The following is a 16998-nucleotide window of genomic DNA, read 5'->3' as shown; positions in this document are numbered from 1 at the left end:
AAAAAGATTAAATGAGTTATAAAAATTTTCCAATGGTACCAAGAGTTGTTTTTGGTCGTGGTAGTTTTAATCAATTAAACGATATTATCGCCCCAAAGCGTTTAAGTAGTCATGCTCCTTTTATTTTTTTGGTGGACGATGTATTTAAAGGTAATGTTTGGTTAACTTCAAGAATTCCGTTGTCATATCAAGATAAGATTTTGTATATCTCTGCAAATGAAGAACCTAAAACTTCGCAGGTTGACGAGTTAGTAGAGCAATTAATTCTAACTAATAAAGAATTACCCTCAGGAATTATTGGTATTGGTGGAGGTACTATTCTAGATTTAGCCAAAGCAGTAGCTATTATGTTAACTAACACAGGAAATGCGAGCGATTATCAAGGATGGGATTTAGTAAAAAATCCAGCGGTTTATCACGTTGGTATTCCAACAATTTCTGGAACAGGAGCGGAAGTGTCCCGAACAACTGTGTTGACAGGTCCTGAAAGAAAACTAGGTATTAATAGCGATTACACACCCTTTGACCAAGTTGTTTTAGATCCAGAATTAACCAAAGACGTCCCGAAAGATCAGTGGTTTTTCACAGGAATGGATTGCTTTATACATTGTATAGAATCGCTTAATGGTACCTTTTTAAACGCATTCAGTCAAAGTTATGGTGAGAAAGCCTACGACCTTTGTATGGAAGTGTTTATGGATGATGCATTATCAGCCGAAGATTCTCAAGATAAATTGATGATGGCCTCTTGGCATGGAGGCATGAGCATTGCATATTCACAAGTAGGTGTGGCACATGCTATGAGTTATGGCTTGTCGTATTTACTAGGGACCAAACATGGTATTGGTAATTGTATTGTGTTTAATCATTTAGAAGAATTTTATCCTAAAGGTGTAACCACATTCAAAAACATGATGCGTTTACACAAAATAGAGCTTCCTCAAGGTATTTGTGCAAGTTTAGACGACCATCATTTTGATACTATGATTGATGTGGCATTGAGTTTAGAACCACTTTGGGAAAATGCCATAGGAAAACACTGGAAAAAGACCATTACTAGAGATAAATTAAAAGCGTTATACCAAAAAATGTAACATGCGTTGGTTAGCAAAACTTATATACCACAACATATTAGGCTGGAAAGTAACAGGGTTTAACGATTTTGATAGCATAAAAAAAGCGGTGATTATTGCGGCTCCTCATACACATTGGAAAGATTTCCCAATAGGAGTATTGCTTAGGTCTGTGTTAGGTGTAAAAACCAATTTTGTTGGTAAAAGCAGCTTATTTAAATTTCCTTACGGATGGATTTTTAGAGCTTTAGGTGGTGCTCCAGTACAACGCCATGAAAACAGCAATCAAGTAGAAGCTATTGCTAAATTGTTTAATGAGCACGACATGTTTAGAATGGCAATGTCACCAGAAGGTACCCGAAAAAAAGTACATAAATGGCGAACAGGGTTCTATTATATTGCCAAAACTGCTAAGGTGCCAATAGTCATGATTACTTTAGATTTTGAAAAGAAGCAAAACAAGATTTCAGAACCATTTTACACAACAGACGATAAAGAAGCCGACTTTAAATTTATGCACCAATTCTACGAAGGTGTAAAAGGCAAAGTTCCTGAGTACTCTTAATTTACAGTATTAATAAATTAAAATGGATAAAACGGTATTTGAAATTACTAAAATGGATTGTCCTTCTGAGGAAAATCTCATCCGAATGAAAGTTGATGGTATTTCAAGTATTATGAATTTAGATTTTGACATTCCTAATAGAAAACTAACTGTTTTTCATAATGGTAATATTCAGCAAATCGAACAAGCAATTTTAGAACTTAATTTAGGTGGAAAAATAATTTCTACAGAACAAACAAAGCAAAAACACTTTAAAGAAAACGCCAATCAGAAAAAGCTACTTTGGTCTGTACTTGCAATAAATTTTATATTTTTTATAGTAGAAATAACAACTGGACTCATCTCAAAATCAATGGGACTTGTTGCAGATAGTTTAGATATGCTAGCAGACAGCTTTGTTTACGGCATTAGTCTTTTGGCAGTAGGAGGAACATTGGTGAGAAAAAAACGAATTGCTAAAATCGCAGGAATTTTTCAAATACTACTAGCTATTATTGGGTTTTTAGAGGTTTTAAGAAGATTTTTTAGTGCAGAAGTACTGCCTAATTTTTCAACAATGATTATTGTTTCTGTGTTTGCTCTTATTGCAAATAGTTTGTGTCTTTATATTTTACAAAAATCAAAGAGTAAAGAAGAAGCACATATAAAGGCAAGCATGATTTTTACCTCTAACGATGTTGTTATTAACTTAGGTGTTATAATTGCTGGTGTTTTAGTAAATTGGTTTAGTTCTAATAAACCTGATTTAATAATAGGCACAATTGTTTTTATTCTGGTTGTGCAAGGTGCTTTCCGTATTCTTAAATTAAGTAAATAGCTCATAAATTATTGATGATCCCAAGCATTTACATCGTCCTTATTCTTTGGTGATAAGCCCAACACCTCACCATCAGTATTTACGCCCAATCCCATAACGGTTCGGTTGGCATAATTAAAATAGGCTACTACTTGGTTTACCTCTAGTATTTCGCCATCGTTATAACCTAAACTCTTTAAATAGCTAATATTGGCTTTGGTAAGCGAGCTGGCGTTTAAAGTAAGTTGGTGTGCATAATCAATAAGTGCATATTCCTTTTCAGGTAAATAATTGGCTAACGTATTGTGTTCTATATGGTGTTTTAATGCTTTAGCCTTTGTGTCGTCGTTTAAAAAACGTGCCATACCAGCAAAATGGTGCTCATAACAATAGTCACACTTATTGATATAACTGGTGTAAGTGCCCAATAACTCCAACAACCAATTCGGGAACGTATTATTGCTATGGTGTAAGGTGTTTTTATACAAACTCATGTGCCCAACTAAAGTGTGTGGTCGTAAACTATGTATGCTTAGCACATTATCTATTTGGTTATTAGGCCCTTTAATTTTTTTGTAAATCTGTTTTAGTTTTCCTGTAGCTTCTTCAAACGGAATAACGTGTATCCAACTCATAGGTATATTTTTTATGGCTAATGCAAGGTATTATTAGGTTGCCAAACACATCGTTTTTCGATGAATCGCATTAAAATTTGTATTAACCGATTGCAAAATTAACGTATTGGTACGAGATTTGTATTACTATACTTGGTTAGTATTAATTTAGAATGAAACATAAATTAAATACGAGACAGTCGTATCTCTAAAAAGAAACATTTGCTATTAATTAAGAAACACCATTTTTAAAAGCTGCTCCATGACTATGGATGCAGCTTTTTAGTTATTTAAAGAGGGTTTAATTTTACATATTTTTCCTTCAACACTAATAATCTCACCATCTAGAGTCAAAGATGATATATAATAAAAACAACTTCCTTTAATTTTTATCATTTCCACTAAAAGCCCTCCATTATCATTTACAAATTTTTGATGCTCATCTAAAACCATTTTTGTCTCATCATATATAAGCCGATAAGAGCAATCATCAATCCACTTTATTATTTCAAACGCTTTTTTTCTTAATTCTGGGTTTTCAGCGTCAATTACTTCTGGATTTAGAATTATTTCAGATTGATAATTTCCACTTCTAACTACTCTTATTGAAAAAGGTAGCGTTTCATCTGCAGGGATTATAAAAGTACCATTTTTAAAGCTTTTGCAAGTCAATTCTTGAGAGTAAGAATTAAATCCTGTTAATAACACTCCTAAAAGGAATAATTTATAGTATGTAAGCCTAGTCATTGTTGCCCACAGTATTTTTTATTCCTTATTCGTAGCAACATTTTTAATAATTTCAACAATCTTATTCGATGATTCATTGTCTTTTTCTGAGTTCAAATATCCAGTTTGTTGATTTGAAAATATAGTATGTGTTGCCTCAATTAAAACTGCATTTTTTGTTTGTGCATCAGTTCCAGCTGCTTTGGCAAAAGTTTCAAATGTTGACAGAGCATTTTGTCTATGTTTATTCAAAGTAGCATTATGTTTGTGCGCTTTATAATTTCTATTGCAAATTGATAGTCCATAGAACATTGCAGAAAGTACAATTACTTTGGTAATTGAAAATTGAATGATTTCTGCACTTGAAGAAGTTGTGTCAGGAAAAACGAAGATGAATATTATTGCAGCAACCACAATAGCGATTAAAACACCAACAGTCCATTTCAACCATATTTTTGATTGTCTTTCGTGTTCGGTAGATTCTGTGTTAAAAATTTGCGAATGACGTGAAACACCCACTTTAGCAGCTGCTTCCTCCGCACTTTTTAGGGTTTCATCTAATTGAGTTAAATATTCCTCTCCTTTTTTTTCAGTTTCCTTTGTTTTTTTATCAAGGTCAGATACAAGTTGGTCAATTTTAGCTTGCTGAACGGATAAGTCATTTCCACTTAAAAGTCCAACTGTTAGTATTGGTAATGTGTGTTGGTAGTATCCATCATACTGATTATCCAATTGGGTAATCAAACTATCTCTTTGGTTTACAGGGTTGTTTTGATTTGGATTAAAACTCTTAAAACTATCGAACCTGTCGTTTGCAGCTTTTAATTGGTTATTAAAATTGTTAAGCAAGTTGTACGGAACGTCTTCATAGTTTACTGTTTTCGCTCTATTGAACAAATCAATCGTCTTAATAATTGTTGATTCAGCATCTTTAAATGATAATTGGCTTCCAAGTTCATTTTCTCTAACCAAGTCCTCTATTTGGAATTCCGTTAGTTTCTCATAATTCGCATTAATTTGTTCAATTAGTTGTTCGTATTGCTGTTTTGTTGCCATTCAGTTTGTTTAAATTACCACCAATTTTAAGATAAATTCAGTTTCAATTGAAGTTTACCGACTGTTAAACGAAGGTAGTCTTTTTCTTCCATAAAATCAATACGTAGAACTACGTATATTTAACCATGATATAATATAGCTGTTTATTGTAAATGCCATATTTTTGCACCTAGAAACTTAGGTAATACATGATTCCGCACTTTAATAAAATTCATAATAGATTTAAGCTAAACGGTGAGCATTACAACCAAGATGTTTTAAAAGAAGTGGCTGCCGATTATATAAAGGAAGGGGAGCCATATCAAAAAGTGATAGGTGATTTTTTACTGGATTGGCTTAACAATAAAGACGATATTAAAGTAACAACATCAGGTTCTACAGGAAGCCCGAAACTGTTAGCGCTTAAAAAGCAATCCATGGTGCATTCGGCATTGGCTACTGGCGATTATTTTGGGTTAGCTCCTGGTGATACAGCTTTACATTGCTTGCCAACAGGATTTATTGCTGGAAAAATGATGTTGGTACGAGCCTTAATTTTAGGATTGGAGTTAGATATTGTAGAACCAAGTGCGCAACCACTAGCATTTACAAGTAAGCCATATGATTTTTGTGCCATGGTGCCTTTGCAATTACAACAGTCTATTACACAATTAAATTACATAAAAACACTTATTGTTGGAGGTGCACTGGTAACACAAAAGTTACAAAACCAAATTCAAGATACAAGCTGTCACGTGTATGCTACCTATGGCATGACCGAAACAGTCACGCATATTGCAGTAAAGAAGTTAAACAATGTTCCGTCATTGCGAGGAGGCACGACGAAGCAATCTGTTGAAGAAGCGTTTAAAATACTGCCAAACATTAGTATTGAAACCGACGAAAGGGACTGTCTGGTTATTAACGCACCAAGATTAACGGAACACCCTGTGGTAACTAACGATATAGTTGAGTTAACTTCAAAAAACAGTTTTAAGTTACTTGGTCGTGTTGACAATGTAATTAATTCTGGTGGTGTTAAGTTGTTTCCTGAGCAAATTGAAGAAAAATTAGCACAAGTGATTGAAACACCTTTTTTTGTAGCCTCTAAAAAAAATGATTCCTTAGGCGAAAGTTTAATTTTAGTAGTTGAAGGTTTGCCTAATACCGACCATTTAAAAACAGCTATAAAAGGCATTAAGAATCTTGATAAATACGAAATTCCTAAAGAGATACTAAGCGTACCACAGTTTGTAACGACAGCTTCAGGAAAATTGCAACGTAAACTAACGTTAGAATTATTACAATAAGTAGTTTTGATTAGACTTGGTAATAGAGGAACATTATAAAGATGTTCCTCTATTTTTTGAACTCAAATAAATTCAATATTTTTATGGTCTAACCAACCAAAATTCTCAACATGAAAAAAGGATGCTTCATTGTATTTCTAGTGGCACTTCAAATAAATGCTCAACGAATTTTACCAGAACGTGAAAGAGCAAGAGTCGTAGATGAAATTTTAGCCGATAGATTTAATAACCTATTGCCTCAATTAATGGATAGAACAGGTATTGATATGTGGATTCTAATATCAAGAGAATATAATGAAGATCCAGTGCTTAGAACCATGTTGCCAGCCACTTGGTTAAATGCTCGAAGACGAACAATTATTCTGTTTTATAGAGATAAAGCAAAAAATACAATTGAAAAATTAGCAGTAGCTAGATATAATTTTGGTGAAAACATTATGTCGGCTTGGGATAAAGAAAAGGAACCTAGCCAATGGAAACGACTCATGCAACTTATTGAAGAGCGTGATCCTGAGAGCATAGGGCTCAACTATTCGAAGCATTTTAATATAGCAGATGGACTGGATAAAACCGATTATGATGAGTTTATGTCGTACTTACCAAAAAAGTATGAAAAAAGAGTAATTTCTGCACAACCCTTAGCCACAGGTTGGATAGAAACCAGAACAGAACGTGAAATGGTAATATTTAATCAATTAGTAGATATTACGCATGACATTATAGCTGAGGCATTTTCAGAAAAGGTCATTACTCCAGGAATAACAACGACAACAGATGTAGAGTGGTGGATGCGCGATAAAGTAACCGCATTGGGATTGGAAACTTGGTTTCACCCAACAGTGGATGTACAGCGCACTAGTGAGAAACTAGAAGGGCATTTATATTCGTTTTCTGATAGACCAGGAGAAATGGTGATTTTACCAGGAGATTTATTGCATTGTGATTTTGGCATTACCTATTTACGTTTAAATACTGATTGTCAAGAACTAGCTTATGTATTAAAACCAGAAGAAAAAGCACCACCAAAATTTTTAGCAGATGCTTTTGCAGAGGGAAATAGAGTTCAAGATATATTCACAAATAATTTTGTGGAAGGCGCTACAGGAAATCAAATTTTATTAAAGTCTTTAAAAGAGGCGAAATCCGAAGGATTACGACCTTCTATTTATACACATCCATTAGGAAGTTACGGTCATTCGTCTGGCACAACACTTGGCATGTGGGACGCTCAAGGAGGTGTGCCTGTAAATGGCGATTATCCGTTGCATATAAACACGGTTTATGCCATTGAGTTGAATACTACAGTAAATATTCCAGAGTGGAAACGTGATATTCGTATCATGTTCGAGGAAGCTGGCTTTTTTGGTAAAAATGGTTTTAGATATGTAAACGGACGACAAACTAAGTTATTGACTATTCCGAGAGTTAAAGACCATCAGGGGAATTAATTATTGCTGCATTTTAAAGTAATAATCAGCCGATCGTTTTCCTGAACCATAAAGCAAAAAGAAAATACAAAGTAGCAAAACAGTAATGGCTAAAACTAAATCTGTTGAATTAACTTCTGCCGAAAGGTTGATTATTACAGCGCCAATCAATATAGGCAGTTGTGCTACAATGGCTAAGCGAGTAAGTAATCCAAAAATGATTAATAAACCACCAACAAGATGAGCAGGAGCAACATAATGAATGATTATTACATTTCCTGCTAAGTTTTGAAATGGTTTTATAAGGTCTATTAATATTTGAGAGTCACCCATAAAATATAGCCCTTTAATAAATAAAAAAGCGCCAAGTATAATTCTTAGTAGGTCAATTGGGAGGTAAGTGTGTCTGTTGGCCCATTTATTGAGTGATTTAACAATTCCCATGACAATAAAATTAAAATTTATTGTTCTTAAGATACTGAATTTTAGTGATATATAAAAATTAAACCTGAATAACCCCTAAGTTAAACTTTTTTTCAATAGGAGCGTGGTTGGCGGCTTCTATACCAATGCTTACCCATTTTCTAGTATCAAGTGGGTCTATGACCCCATCTGTCCAAAGTCGTGCGGCCGCATAATAAGGTGATACTTGGTTGTCGTATCTATCCTTAATTTTATTGAAAAGTGCTTCTTCTTTTTCTGGTGTGATTTTTTCGCCCTTTTTCTTTAATGAAGCAGTTTCAATTTGCAACAATACTTTAGCTGCACTATTTCCACTCATAACAGCCAATTCTGCACTTGGCCAAGCAACTATCAATCTTGGGTCATAAGCTTTCCCACACATAGCGTAATTTCCAGCACCATAACTATTACCAATAATAATGGTGAATTTTGGCACAACACTATTACTCACAGCATTTACCATTTTTGCACCATCTTTTATAATACCTCCATGTTCGCTTTTACTGCCAACCATAAAACCTGTAACATCTTGTAAAAAGACTAACGGAATTTTCTTTTGGTTACAATTGGCAATAAATCGAGTGGCTTTATCAGCACTATCATTATAAATTACGCCACCAAATTGCATTTCACTAGGTTTGGTTTTGGCTTTTGTGGTTTTAACTAATTTACGTTGGTTAGCAACAATACCAACTGCCCAACCATCAATTCTTGCATAAGCAGTAATGATGGTTTTTCCATACCCTGCTTTATATTCATCATATTCAGAATTATCAACTAAACGTTTAATAATCTCATACATATCGTATTGGTCTGCACGACTTTTAGGCAGAATACCATAGATATCTTCTTGTGTTTCTTTTGGTAACTCAGCTTTAGCTCTATTAAAACCAGCTTTGTCGTAATCACCAATTTTGTCTATAATGTTTTTAATGGTATCTAAAGCATCTTTGTCATCTTTGGCTTTATAGTCAGTAACACCACTAACTTCGCAATGTGTGGTAGCTCCACCGAGAGTCTCATTGTCTATGGTTTCGCCAATAGCAGCTTTTACCAAGTAACTTCCTGCAAGAAAAATACTTCCTGTTTTATCTACTATCAGTGCTTCGTCACTCATAATAGGTAAGTAAGCACCTCCAGCGACACAACTTCCCATAACAGCAGCAATTTGTGTGATTCCCATACTACTCATTACAGCGTTATTCCTGAAAATGCGTCCAAAATGTTCTTTGTCAGGGAAAATTTCGTCTTGCATAGGTAAATACACACCAGCAGAATCTACTAAATAAATAATAGGTAGTTTATTTTCAATAGCAATTTCTTGAGCTCTCAAATTCTTTTTTCCAGTAATAGGAAACCATGCACCAGCTTTAACAGTGGCATCATTGGCAACTACAATGCATTGTTTACTCTTTATATAACCAATTTTAACTACTACGCCACCAGATGGACAACCTCCATGTTCTTGGTACATATCTTCACCTGCAAACGCCCCAATTTCTATACTTTTTGATTTAGAATCCAGAAGGTAATCTATACGTTCTCTTGCAGTCATTTTCCCTTTAGCATGATGTTTTTCAATACGTGTTTTACCTCCACCAAGTTTAACTTTTATCAATCGTTTGGTTAAATCGGATACTAAAAGCTTATTGTGATCTTCGTTTTTATTGAAGTTGATGTCCATTAATTCTTTTGTTTGTTGCTAAAATACAAAAGAACTTTTTGCAATAAAAGATTAATCTGCATTTATATATTACACGGAAATATATTCCATGGAATATATTAATTTATTTTTGTATATTTGCACAAATAAATTAATATAAGATGAAGAAAATATTAGCCTTTGCAGGTAGCAATAGTAAAGAGTCAATCAACAAGGAATTAGTGATTTATGCATCTAGTTTAGTGCATAATACAGAAACAACCGTATTAGATTTAAACGATTTTGAATTACCTCTTTATGGTATTGATTTAGAAAAAGAACACGGTATTCCAGATAATGCTCACAAGTTTTTAGAAGAAATTAAAAAGTCAGATGGCATTATTTTGTCATTAGCAGAACATAATGGTGTTTACTCCACAGTATTTAAAAACATTTTCGACTGGATGTCTAGGATAGATGGTAAACTTTGGAGCAATAAACCAATGTTGTTAATGGCAACATCACCTGGAGAAAGAGGAGGTGCTACAGTTTTAGAGATAGCAAATGGACGTTTTCCATATATGGGTGGAAATATAGTAGCAAACTTTTCATTACCATTCTTTGGTGATAATTTTTCTAATGAAGGAATAACAGACAAAGATTTGGCTCAACAACTTGAAGAAGCTGTTACAAAATTTAAGAATGCTTTATAATGGGAGATATTTCAAAGGATATAAATTCCAGTTTTCCAAATAACAAGGTGAAGGCTTTGCTAAACATTATTTATACAAGTAATTGGATTAACAGTCACCAAAACACCTTTTTTAAATCATTTGGAATCTCACCGCAACAGTTTAATATTTTACGAATTTTACGTGGTGCTGGAAAACCGTTAAAAGTACAAACTATTAAAGAGCGAATGATAGAGCGAGCTCCTAATGCCACTCGGTTAATGGATAAATTATGTGCCAAACAACTCATAGAGCGTACACCATGTCCAGACGATCGAAGAGTAGTACACATAGCTATTACTAATGATGGGTTGGAGTTACTAGAAGATATTTCTAAGAAAATGGATTTTGATTTATTAGAAAACCTTAATGAAAAGGAAGCAGGAATATTAAGTGATTTGCTGGATAAAATTCGCTAAAAAAACAGAAGAAAATGAAAACAATAATTCACAAAGCAGAAAGTAGAGGATTTGCCAATCATGGTTGGTTACAAGCTAATCATTCATTTAGTTTTGCTAATTGGTACAATCCTGAAAGAGTTCATTTTGGCGCATTAAGAGTGTTGAATGACGATGTCATTGCTCCTAAAATGGGTTTTGGCACACATCCACATGACAATATGGAGATTATTACCATTCCATTAGGAGGCGAATTGAAACATCGCGATTCCATGCATAATGAGTGGCAATCAGTACTTCCAGGAGAAGTGCAAATAATGTCGGCTGGAACAGGAGTTCAACATTCTGAAATTAATGGATCTGTAGATAAGCACTTAAGTTTATTTCAAATATGGATTATTCCAAATAAACAGAATGTAGTACCACGTTATGACCAGAAAACATTTGAAGAAGACAACAGAAAAAACAAATTGCAAACCTTGGTAACATCAATAGATAGCAATCATGAAGGGAGCTTGAAAATTCACCAAGATGCTATATTATCTCGAATAGATTTAGATAAAGATAAAAGTTTTAGCTATCAATTAAAGAGCAGTAATCATGGTGTGTATGCAATGACTATTCATGGAAATGTTATTATTAACAATAATGCTCTGGAAACGCGTGATGCTATTGGAGTTTCTGAAACAGAAGCGTTTAATGTTCAAGCAACAGAGAACTCTCAACTACTTTTTATTGAAGTACCAATGCTTAAATTGTAAAAATTATTTAAGCACCAAAAAGCATCCTAAATAAAGGATGCTTTTTTTATATAAAAATGCGATATTTGTGTTTCGACTAACTATCTAAACAAACTAAGAGTAAATTATGGCAATGAACAAGAACACAGTTTTAGCATGGGCAACTGTGCTAATGGTAATTATGGGAATAATTTTAATATTAATGGGAGCTTATAGATATGACGATGTTGCAGGTTGGGGCTTTGCAACTGTCGGTATAGGTTTCTTTGCAATAGCTTGGGTGTTTAATGCTTTAAAAGGACGTGTGTAATGAGTGATGATAAAAAAATAATATTTTCAATGTCTGGTGTTACCAAGACATTTCAAAGTGCAAACTCACCAGTTTTAAAGAATATTTACCTCAGTTTTTTCTATGGAGCCAAAATCGGAATTTTAGGTTTAAATGGTTCTGGTAAATCCACGCTTTTAAAGATTATAGCTGGAGTTGATAAAAATTTTCAAGGCGACGTAGTGTTTTCTCCAGGTTATACCGTTGGTTATTTAGAGCAAGAACCCCAACTTGACGATGATAAAACAGTGATGGAAGTGGTTCGTGAAGGAGCTGCCGAAACGGTTGCCATTCTAGATGAGTACAATAAAATAAACGATCAATTTGGTTTAGAAGAGGTTTATAGCGATCCAGATAAGATGGAAAAACTCATGAACCGTCAAGCTGAACTGCAAGACCAAATAGATGCAGCTAATGCTTGGGAATTAGATACCAAATTAGAAATTGCCATGGATGCGTTACGTACTCCAGAAGGAGATAAAAAAATAGGCGTATTATCTGGAGGTGAACGTCGTCGTGTGGCCTTATGCCGCTTATTGCTAAAAGAACCTGACGTACTTCTGTTAGATGAGCCAACAAACCATTTAGATGCAGAATCTGTACATTGGCTAGAACATCATTTAGCACAATATAAGGGAACTGTAATAGCTGTAACCCATGATAGATATTTTTTAGATAATGTAGCAGGTTGGATTTTAGAACTCGATAGAGGAGAAGGCATTCCTTGGAAAGGAAATTACTCATCTTGGTTAGACCAAAAATCCAAACGTATGGCTCAAGAAAACAAAACAGCTTCTAAACGTCAAAAAACCTTAGAGCGAGAGTTAGAATGGGTGCGTCAAGGAGCAAAAGGTCGTCAAACAAAACAAAAAGCACGTTTAAAGAATTACGATAAATTATTAAGTCAGGATCAAAAGCAATTAGATGAAAAACTTGAAATCTATATTCCAAATGGTCCACGTTTGGGAACAAATGTAATTGAAGCTGTTGGAGTGAGTAAAGCTTATGGTGATAAATTGCTGTATGAAGATTTAAACTTTAATTTACCGCAAGCAGGAATAGTAGGTGTTATTGGACCTAATGGTGCTGGTAAAACAACAATTTTTAGAATGATAATGGGTGAAGAAAAGCCAGACAAAGGAGAGTTTAAAGTTGGTGATACAGCAAAAATAGCCTATGTGGATCAAGCACATTCTAATATTGACCCAAATAAAACAATCTGGCAAAACTTTAGTGATGAGCAAGAGCTAATTATGATGGGAGGGAAACAAGTTAACTCTCGTGCTTATTTAAGTCGATTTAATTTTTCTGGAAGTGAACAAAACAAGAAAGTAAATTTACTTTCTGGAGGGGAACGTAACCGTTTACATTTAGCAATGACACTAAAAGAAGAAGGTAATGTATTACTTTTAGATGAGCCTACTAACGATCTTGATGTTAATACTTTAAGAGCCTTGGAAGAAGGACTTGAAAACTTTGCAGGATGTGCCGTTGTGATTTCTCACGATAGATGGTTTCTAGATAGAATTTGTACGCATATATTAGCCTTTGAAGGCGATAGTCAAGTATATTTCTTTGAAGGAAGCTTTAGTGATTATGAAGAAAACAAGAAAAAACGCTTAGGTGGCGATTTAATGCCTAAGAGAATAAAGTATAAGAAACTAGTAAGATAATTATAAATAAAAAAGCCAGCAAATGCTGGCTTTTTTATTTATATCCTTTTTGTTTTAATCATATAAATGACCTTCGGTAAAATCTTTATACTGTTTATTATCTTTAGTTGAAGAAGCATTCGACTTCTTGCTTAGTTTTTCATTTTCAGCTTTTAGTTTATAAGATTTTCTAACACCTAAAACTAAGAGTATTAAAAAGAAAGCCACAGTAATTATTAATACAGTAACAATACCGCTTTGTTCGATTAAGGAAATGAAATCCAAGTGAGGTTTTAGTAGGTTGATTAGTAGCATTTTATTCAGTGATTTGGGTTAATCGATTTTCAAATATAAAATATTTATTTTACTAATCATCTTAAAATGAATAAATTATCAAAAAAAAACTCTGTTGCATAGGTTTGAAACTGTTAAAAGAGTATTTTTTCTTATGTAACATTTGTTACAAAAAAGGCATAATGTGATTTTTGTCATAATCTAGTTTATTAATTAGTAGTAATTTCATCACATCAATTTGTAAACCAAATTGTTATTAGATATTTTAACTTAAATATTCATATTATGAAAGCTAACTTCTTTAAACTTTTTGCACTATTATTTACAACAGCAATATATGCACAATCTGGGCATATCATGCAAGGTGTTGGTGCAGTAAACATGTCAATGGGTGGAGCTTCCACAGCACAACCTTTAGATATTTCTGGAGCATTGCATTGGAACCCTGCTGCTGTAAGTACTTTTGACTCTAAAATTTTAAAATTCGATTTGGGATTATTTTTCTCATCACCTGAACTGCGAGGCAGTTTACCACCAGGTATGATGGGACCAGGTTCACCTGGAGTAAGTGGTGTTACAGAAGATGATAGAGGTGTATCTTTTATGCCAGCTTTAGCAATGGTTTGGGGTAAGCCTGAAAGCAAACATACCTTTGGTGTGTCAGCCTTTGGTATTAGTGGATTCGGTGTAACATTCCCCGAAGAAGCTAACAACCCAATGAACCCTAATTTTAATCCAAATGAAAATTCTAACCCAATTAATTATCCACAGCAAGCAAATGGATTTGGACACATTGAATCTGATTATATGTTATTGCAAATAGGCTTTACTTGGGCTTATGAGTTATCTGATAAATTTTCAATAGGTGTACAACCAAATATAGACTATGCCGCTTTAGAATTAATGCCTAACCCAACGGCTAATCCAAATTCGGCAGGCTATCCTTCAACAAACAAAGCATCAGCTATAGGTTTTGGAGCTCAATTTGGTGTGTTTTTTGACTCAGGTTCTGGGTTTAAACTAGGTGCTTCTTATAAAACAACACAAAGTTTTGGAGACTTTGAATTTGAAAATACATATTTAGATAATAGTACTTCAACAAATGAATTCAACATGGATTATCCATCAATTTTATCATTTGGTTTAGGATATTCAACTGGCGATATAGATTTTGCATTGGACTATAGAAATGTAAACTACGAAAACACAGATGGATTCTCAAAAACAGGTTGGACATCAACAGCATCTGTAGCTGGTTTTGGCTGGGAGAATATCTCTATAATTTCTGCGGGACTTCAGTATAAAGGTATTGATAAATTGCCTTTAAGATTTGGATACACCTATAGTTCTAATCCAATTAACGAAAAAGTTGCCTTTTTTAATATTCCGGCAACAGCAATTATTAAAAATGCATTTCAATTTGGCTTAAGCTATCAAGTAAATGATAAATTAAACTTTGATGGTGTTTATCATTACGGAACTAGTGGTGATGCAACATCTGGACAAATGTTATCTCCAATGATGGCAGGACCTGGAAACCCTTACGGAGCTATTCCTGGTTCTTCAGTGTCATATGAAATGAAGACATCGATGATTATGGTAGGATTTAGTTATAATTTTATTAATAACTAATACTTGCATATTATTAGAATGAGCGGTTTCAATTTTTTTGAAGCCGCTTTTTTTTATAAAAAAAATTAAGAACTGTAACATTTCCAAAAAAAATAACACAAATATTTTAAGCAGTTATATTTTTAAAATCCTAATTTTTAACGAAATTGCTTATCTAAATAAAATGTTCAACCTTAACTACACGAAACAATATGTCGGATGATTTTGATTTACTAGAAACTAATGCTAACGAAAAACAAGAAAAAGTAGATGTAAACTGGGGAAAAGCCATAGATACAATGAAATCTAAACTGGCACAAGAAGATGATCCAGAAATGCGTCAAAAAATATTAAATGCTACATTAGATGATGTTGTACATATGGCAGAAAAAGACCGTACGTCTTTGCTAGATGCTATTAAGGATTTAACTGATTATCAGGACGAAGTGGGCATTATTTTCGAAAACTTTTCGTCGTTAAATGGTGATGAACAAAAAATTATTGATAATGCTATTAAGCGTTTAGAACGTGCTAGAGTTGAGCTTGAAGATGCTGAAAATAAACCAGACACTTGGTGGAACAATCTTTGGGGACGTAAAAGCAAGATAAGAAAAGCCCAGGACGAGTTAAAAGCTGCCCAAAAAACTAGAGACGAAGCTGATAATAAAGCAAAAGCACTGTTTCAGCAGCGTATTGAAAGTGCTGATGTACAAACATTACTTAACGAACTGTCTTATAAAAGTCAGGCAGCAGTTAAGCGTTTAAAAGATCGTGAAGTAGAGATTAAAGAAGTTGAAGATAAGTTGCAAAATGCCATTGTTGAAGCGACTAAAAACCATACAAAAGCTTTAGAAAAGAAGAAAGAAGTAGAAGGGTTGCTTGAAGAAAAGTATGCCTTATTAAAACAAGCACGTCAAGAACTAGAAGAAATTGTAGATAAACAATCTGCTGAGTATGCGCAAGCCATTGGTAAAGTGACCCAATTAGAACAAAAAGTAGAGGAATTAGAAGGTTTAAAAAATGCATATACAACTTTAGCAGCCTCTAAAGATAGTTTTGTACATAAGCATAATTTGACTATTAAGGTGTTGACATCATTAAGAAGCAACTTGCAGACTCACCGAGCCAAATTGAAATCTGATACCGAAGAACGTTTAAAATATTATGATGGTTACGTAGTGGCTTTAAAAGCGCGTACCGATCAAGAATTCGCTGCCATTTTAGAGCATTTAGGAGTAAAAACCGATGAGCATATTGGAGAAACATTAGCAGCAATGCATTCGGCGTCTGCTAGAGTTAGACAAGAAATGATGGATAATATTCCTGTCCATGAAAAGGTAATGCAAGGGGTTTATGGTAGTTATGCTGAAGCTTTACAAGAAATACGAGTTAAGGATGCCGAGATTCAAAAGAATTTTGCAGACCGTTATGGTATCGATATGAAAGAAATCTTTGAAGAATATTATAAAGCTGAAAACAACTCTCCAGCTGGAAATAGTGATGGAGAAGGAGAAAGTCCAAAACCAGAAGGAGACGACGATTTATTATCATAATAGCCTGTGCTTCTTTCGAGAGGCACAATTTTTCTATATCA

General features: G+C 33.9%; 18 protein-coding genes. 12 read left to right on the top strand and 6 right to left on the bottom strand.

Annotated elements, in window-relative coordinates:
• Positions 1-11 precede the first annotated feature (11 nt).
• The 3 genes from E5167_RS11870 to E5167_RS11860 are packed head-to-tail and all read left to right on the top strand — an operon-like array spanning position 12 to position 2455.
• Positions 12-1094, top strand: a complete 1083-nt coding sequence (locus tag E5167_RS11870) for an iron-containing alcohol dehydrogenase family protein (protein ID WP_239021995.1) — start codon at positions 12-14, stop codon at positions 1092-1094.
• Position 1095: 1 nt separating this feature from the next.
• On the top strand, positions 1096-1638 hold the full coding sequence (locus E5167_RS11865) for a 1-acyl-sn-glycerol-3-phosphate acyltransferase (RefSeq protein ID WP_136844367.1): 543 nt from the start codon (positions 1096-1098) through the stop codon (positions 1636-1638).
• A 22-nt stretch (positions 1639-1660) separates the two neighbouring features.
• Positions 1661-2455, top strand: a complete 795-nt coding sequence (locus E5167_RS11860) for a cation transporter (RefSeq protein WP_136844365.1) — start codon at positions 1661-1663, stop codon at positions 2453-2455.
• Positions 2456-2463: 8 nt separating this feature from the next.
• Here E5167_RS11860 and E5167_RS11855 read toward each other — a convergent pair whose 3' ends face one another.
• The 3 genes from E5167_RS11855 to E5167_RS11845 all read right to left on the bottom strand — a co-directional run bounded on the left by E5167_RS11855 (position 2464) and on the right by E5167_RS11845 (position 4830).
• A complete protein-coding gene (locus E5167_RS11855; RefSeq protein ID WP_136844363.1) occupies positions 2464-3069 on the bottom strand; it encodes a carboxymuconolactone decarboxylase family protein in 606 nt (201 codons plus the stop codon).
• 261 nt (positions 3070-3330) lie between these two features.
• Positions 3331-3795, bottom strand: coding sequence for a hypothetical protein (locus tag E5167_RS11850; protein WP_136844361.1), 465 nt, complete (start codon positions 3793-3795; stop codon positions 3331-3333).
• A gap of 18 nt (positions 3796-3813) precedes the next feature.
• Complete coding sequence (locus E5167_RS11845) at positions 3814-4830, bottom strand: hypothetical protein (protein WP_136844359.1); 1017 nt, start codon at positions 4828-4830, stop codon at positions 3814-3816.
• Between the two features lie 188 nt (positions 4831-5018).
• On the opposite strand from E5167_RS11845, the gene E5167_RS11840 reads away from it, so the two are divergent.
• Both E5167_RS11840 and E5167_RS11835 read left to right on the top strand, forming a co-directional pair.
• A complete protein-coding gene (locus E5167_RS11840) occupies positions 5019-6119 on the top strand; it encodes an AMP-binding protein (protein ID WP_136844357.1) in 1101 nt (366 codons plus the stop codon).
• Positions 6120-6229: 110 nt separating this feature from the next.
• Positions 6230-7567 carry a M24 family metallopeptidase gene (locus tag E5167_RS11835; RefSeq protein WP_136844355.1) on the top strand — a complete coding sequence of 446 codons (1338 nt, stop codon included), beginning with the start codon at positions 6230-6232 and terminating at the stop codon, positions 7565-7567.
• Here the strand turns inward: E5167_RS11835 and E5167_RS11830 are convergent, their stop codons facing one another.
• Both E5167_RS11830 and E5167_RS11825 read right to left on the bottom strand, forming a co-directional pair.
• Entirely contained in the window at positions 7568-7990 is a 423-nt protein-coding gene (locus E5167_RS11830) for a DoxX family protein (protein WP_136844353.1), read from the bottom strand.
• A 58-nt stretch (positions 7991-8048) separates the two neighbouring features.
• Positions 8049-9692, bottom strand: a complete 1644-nt coding sequence (locus tag E5167_RS11825) for an acyl-CoA carboxylase subunit beta (protein WP_136844351.1) — start codon at positions 9690-9692, stop codon at positions 8049-8051.
• Positions 9693-9832: 140 nt separating this feature from the next.
• On the opposite strand from E5167_RS11825, the gene E5167_RS11820 reads away from it, so the two are divergent.
• From E5167_RS11820 to ettA, 5 genes are all read left to right on the top strand, one after another.
• The gene (locus E5167_RS11820; protein WP_136844349.1) at positions 9833-10363 is read left to right on the top strand and encodes an NADPH-dependent FMN reductase; all 531 of its coding nucleotides are present in this window, start codon (positions 9833-9835) and stop codon (positions 10361-10363) included.
• Positions 10363-10800, top strand: coding sequence for a MarR family winged helix-turn-helix transcriptional regulator (locus E5167_RS11815; RefSeq protein WP_136844346.1), 438 nt, complete (start codon positions 10363-10365; stop codon positions 10798-10800). Before E5167_RS11820 ends, E5167_RS11815 begins: the two co-directional genes overlap by 1 nt.
• Positions 10801-10814: 14 nt before the next feature.
• A complete protein-coding gene (locus E5167_RS11810) occupies positions 10815-11540 on the top strand; it encodes a pirin family protein (RefSeq protein ID WP_136844344.1) in 726 nt (241 codons plus the stop codon).
• A 106-nt stretch (positions 11541-11646) separates the two neighbouring features.
• Positions 11647-11829 carry a CAL67264 family membrane protein gene (locus tag E5167_RS11805; RefSeq protein WP_136844342.1) on the top strand — a complete coding sequence of 61 codons (183 nt, stop codon included), beginning with the start codon at positions 11647-11649 and terminating at the stop codon, positions 11827-11829.
• A complete protein-coding gene (gene ettA / locus E5167_RS11800; RefSeq protein WP_136844340.1) occupies positions 11829-13520 on the top strand; it encodes an energy-dependent translational throttle protein EttA in 1692 nt (563 codons plus the stop codon). Before E5167_RS11805 ends, ettA begins: the two co-directional genes overlap by 1 nt.
• Before the next feature lie 54 nt (positions 13521-13574).
• Here ettA and E5167_RS11795 read toward each other — a convergent pair whose 3' ends face one another.
• Entirely contained in the window at positions 13575-13784 is a 210-nt protein-coding gene (locus E5167_RS11795) for a hypothetical protein (RefSeq protein ID WP_239021994.1), read from the bottom strand.
• Positions 13785-14078: 294 nt separating this feature from the next.
• Between E5167_RS11795 and E5167_RS11790 the strand changes: the two genes are divergently transcribed.
• Positions 14079-15425: an OmpP1/FadL family transporter gene (locus E5167_RS11790; RefSeq protein ID WP_136844336.1), complete on the top strand. Its 1347-nt coding sequence runs from the start codon at positions 14079-14081 to the stop codon at positions 15423-15425.
• Positions 15426-15616: 191 nt separating this feature from the next.
• Complete coding sequence (locus E5167_RS11785; RefSeq protein ID WP_136844334.1) at positions 15617-16957, top strand: coiled-coil domain-containing protein; 1341 nt, start codon at positions 15617-15619, stop codon at positions 16955-16957.
• Positions 16958-16998 lie beyond the last annotated feature (41 nt).

Origin of the sequence: Pontimicrobium aquaticum, from assembly GCF_005047595.1 — a bacterium.
Classification (GTDB): Bacteria; Bacteroidota; Bacteroidia; order Flavobacteriales; family Flavobacteriaceae; genus Pontimicrobium; species Pontimicrobium aquaticum.
Note: the sequence above shows the minus strand (reverse complement) of the source record. Positions and strands in the feature narration are given on the sequence as shown.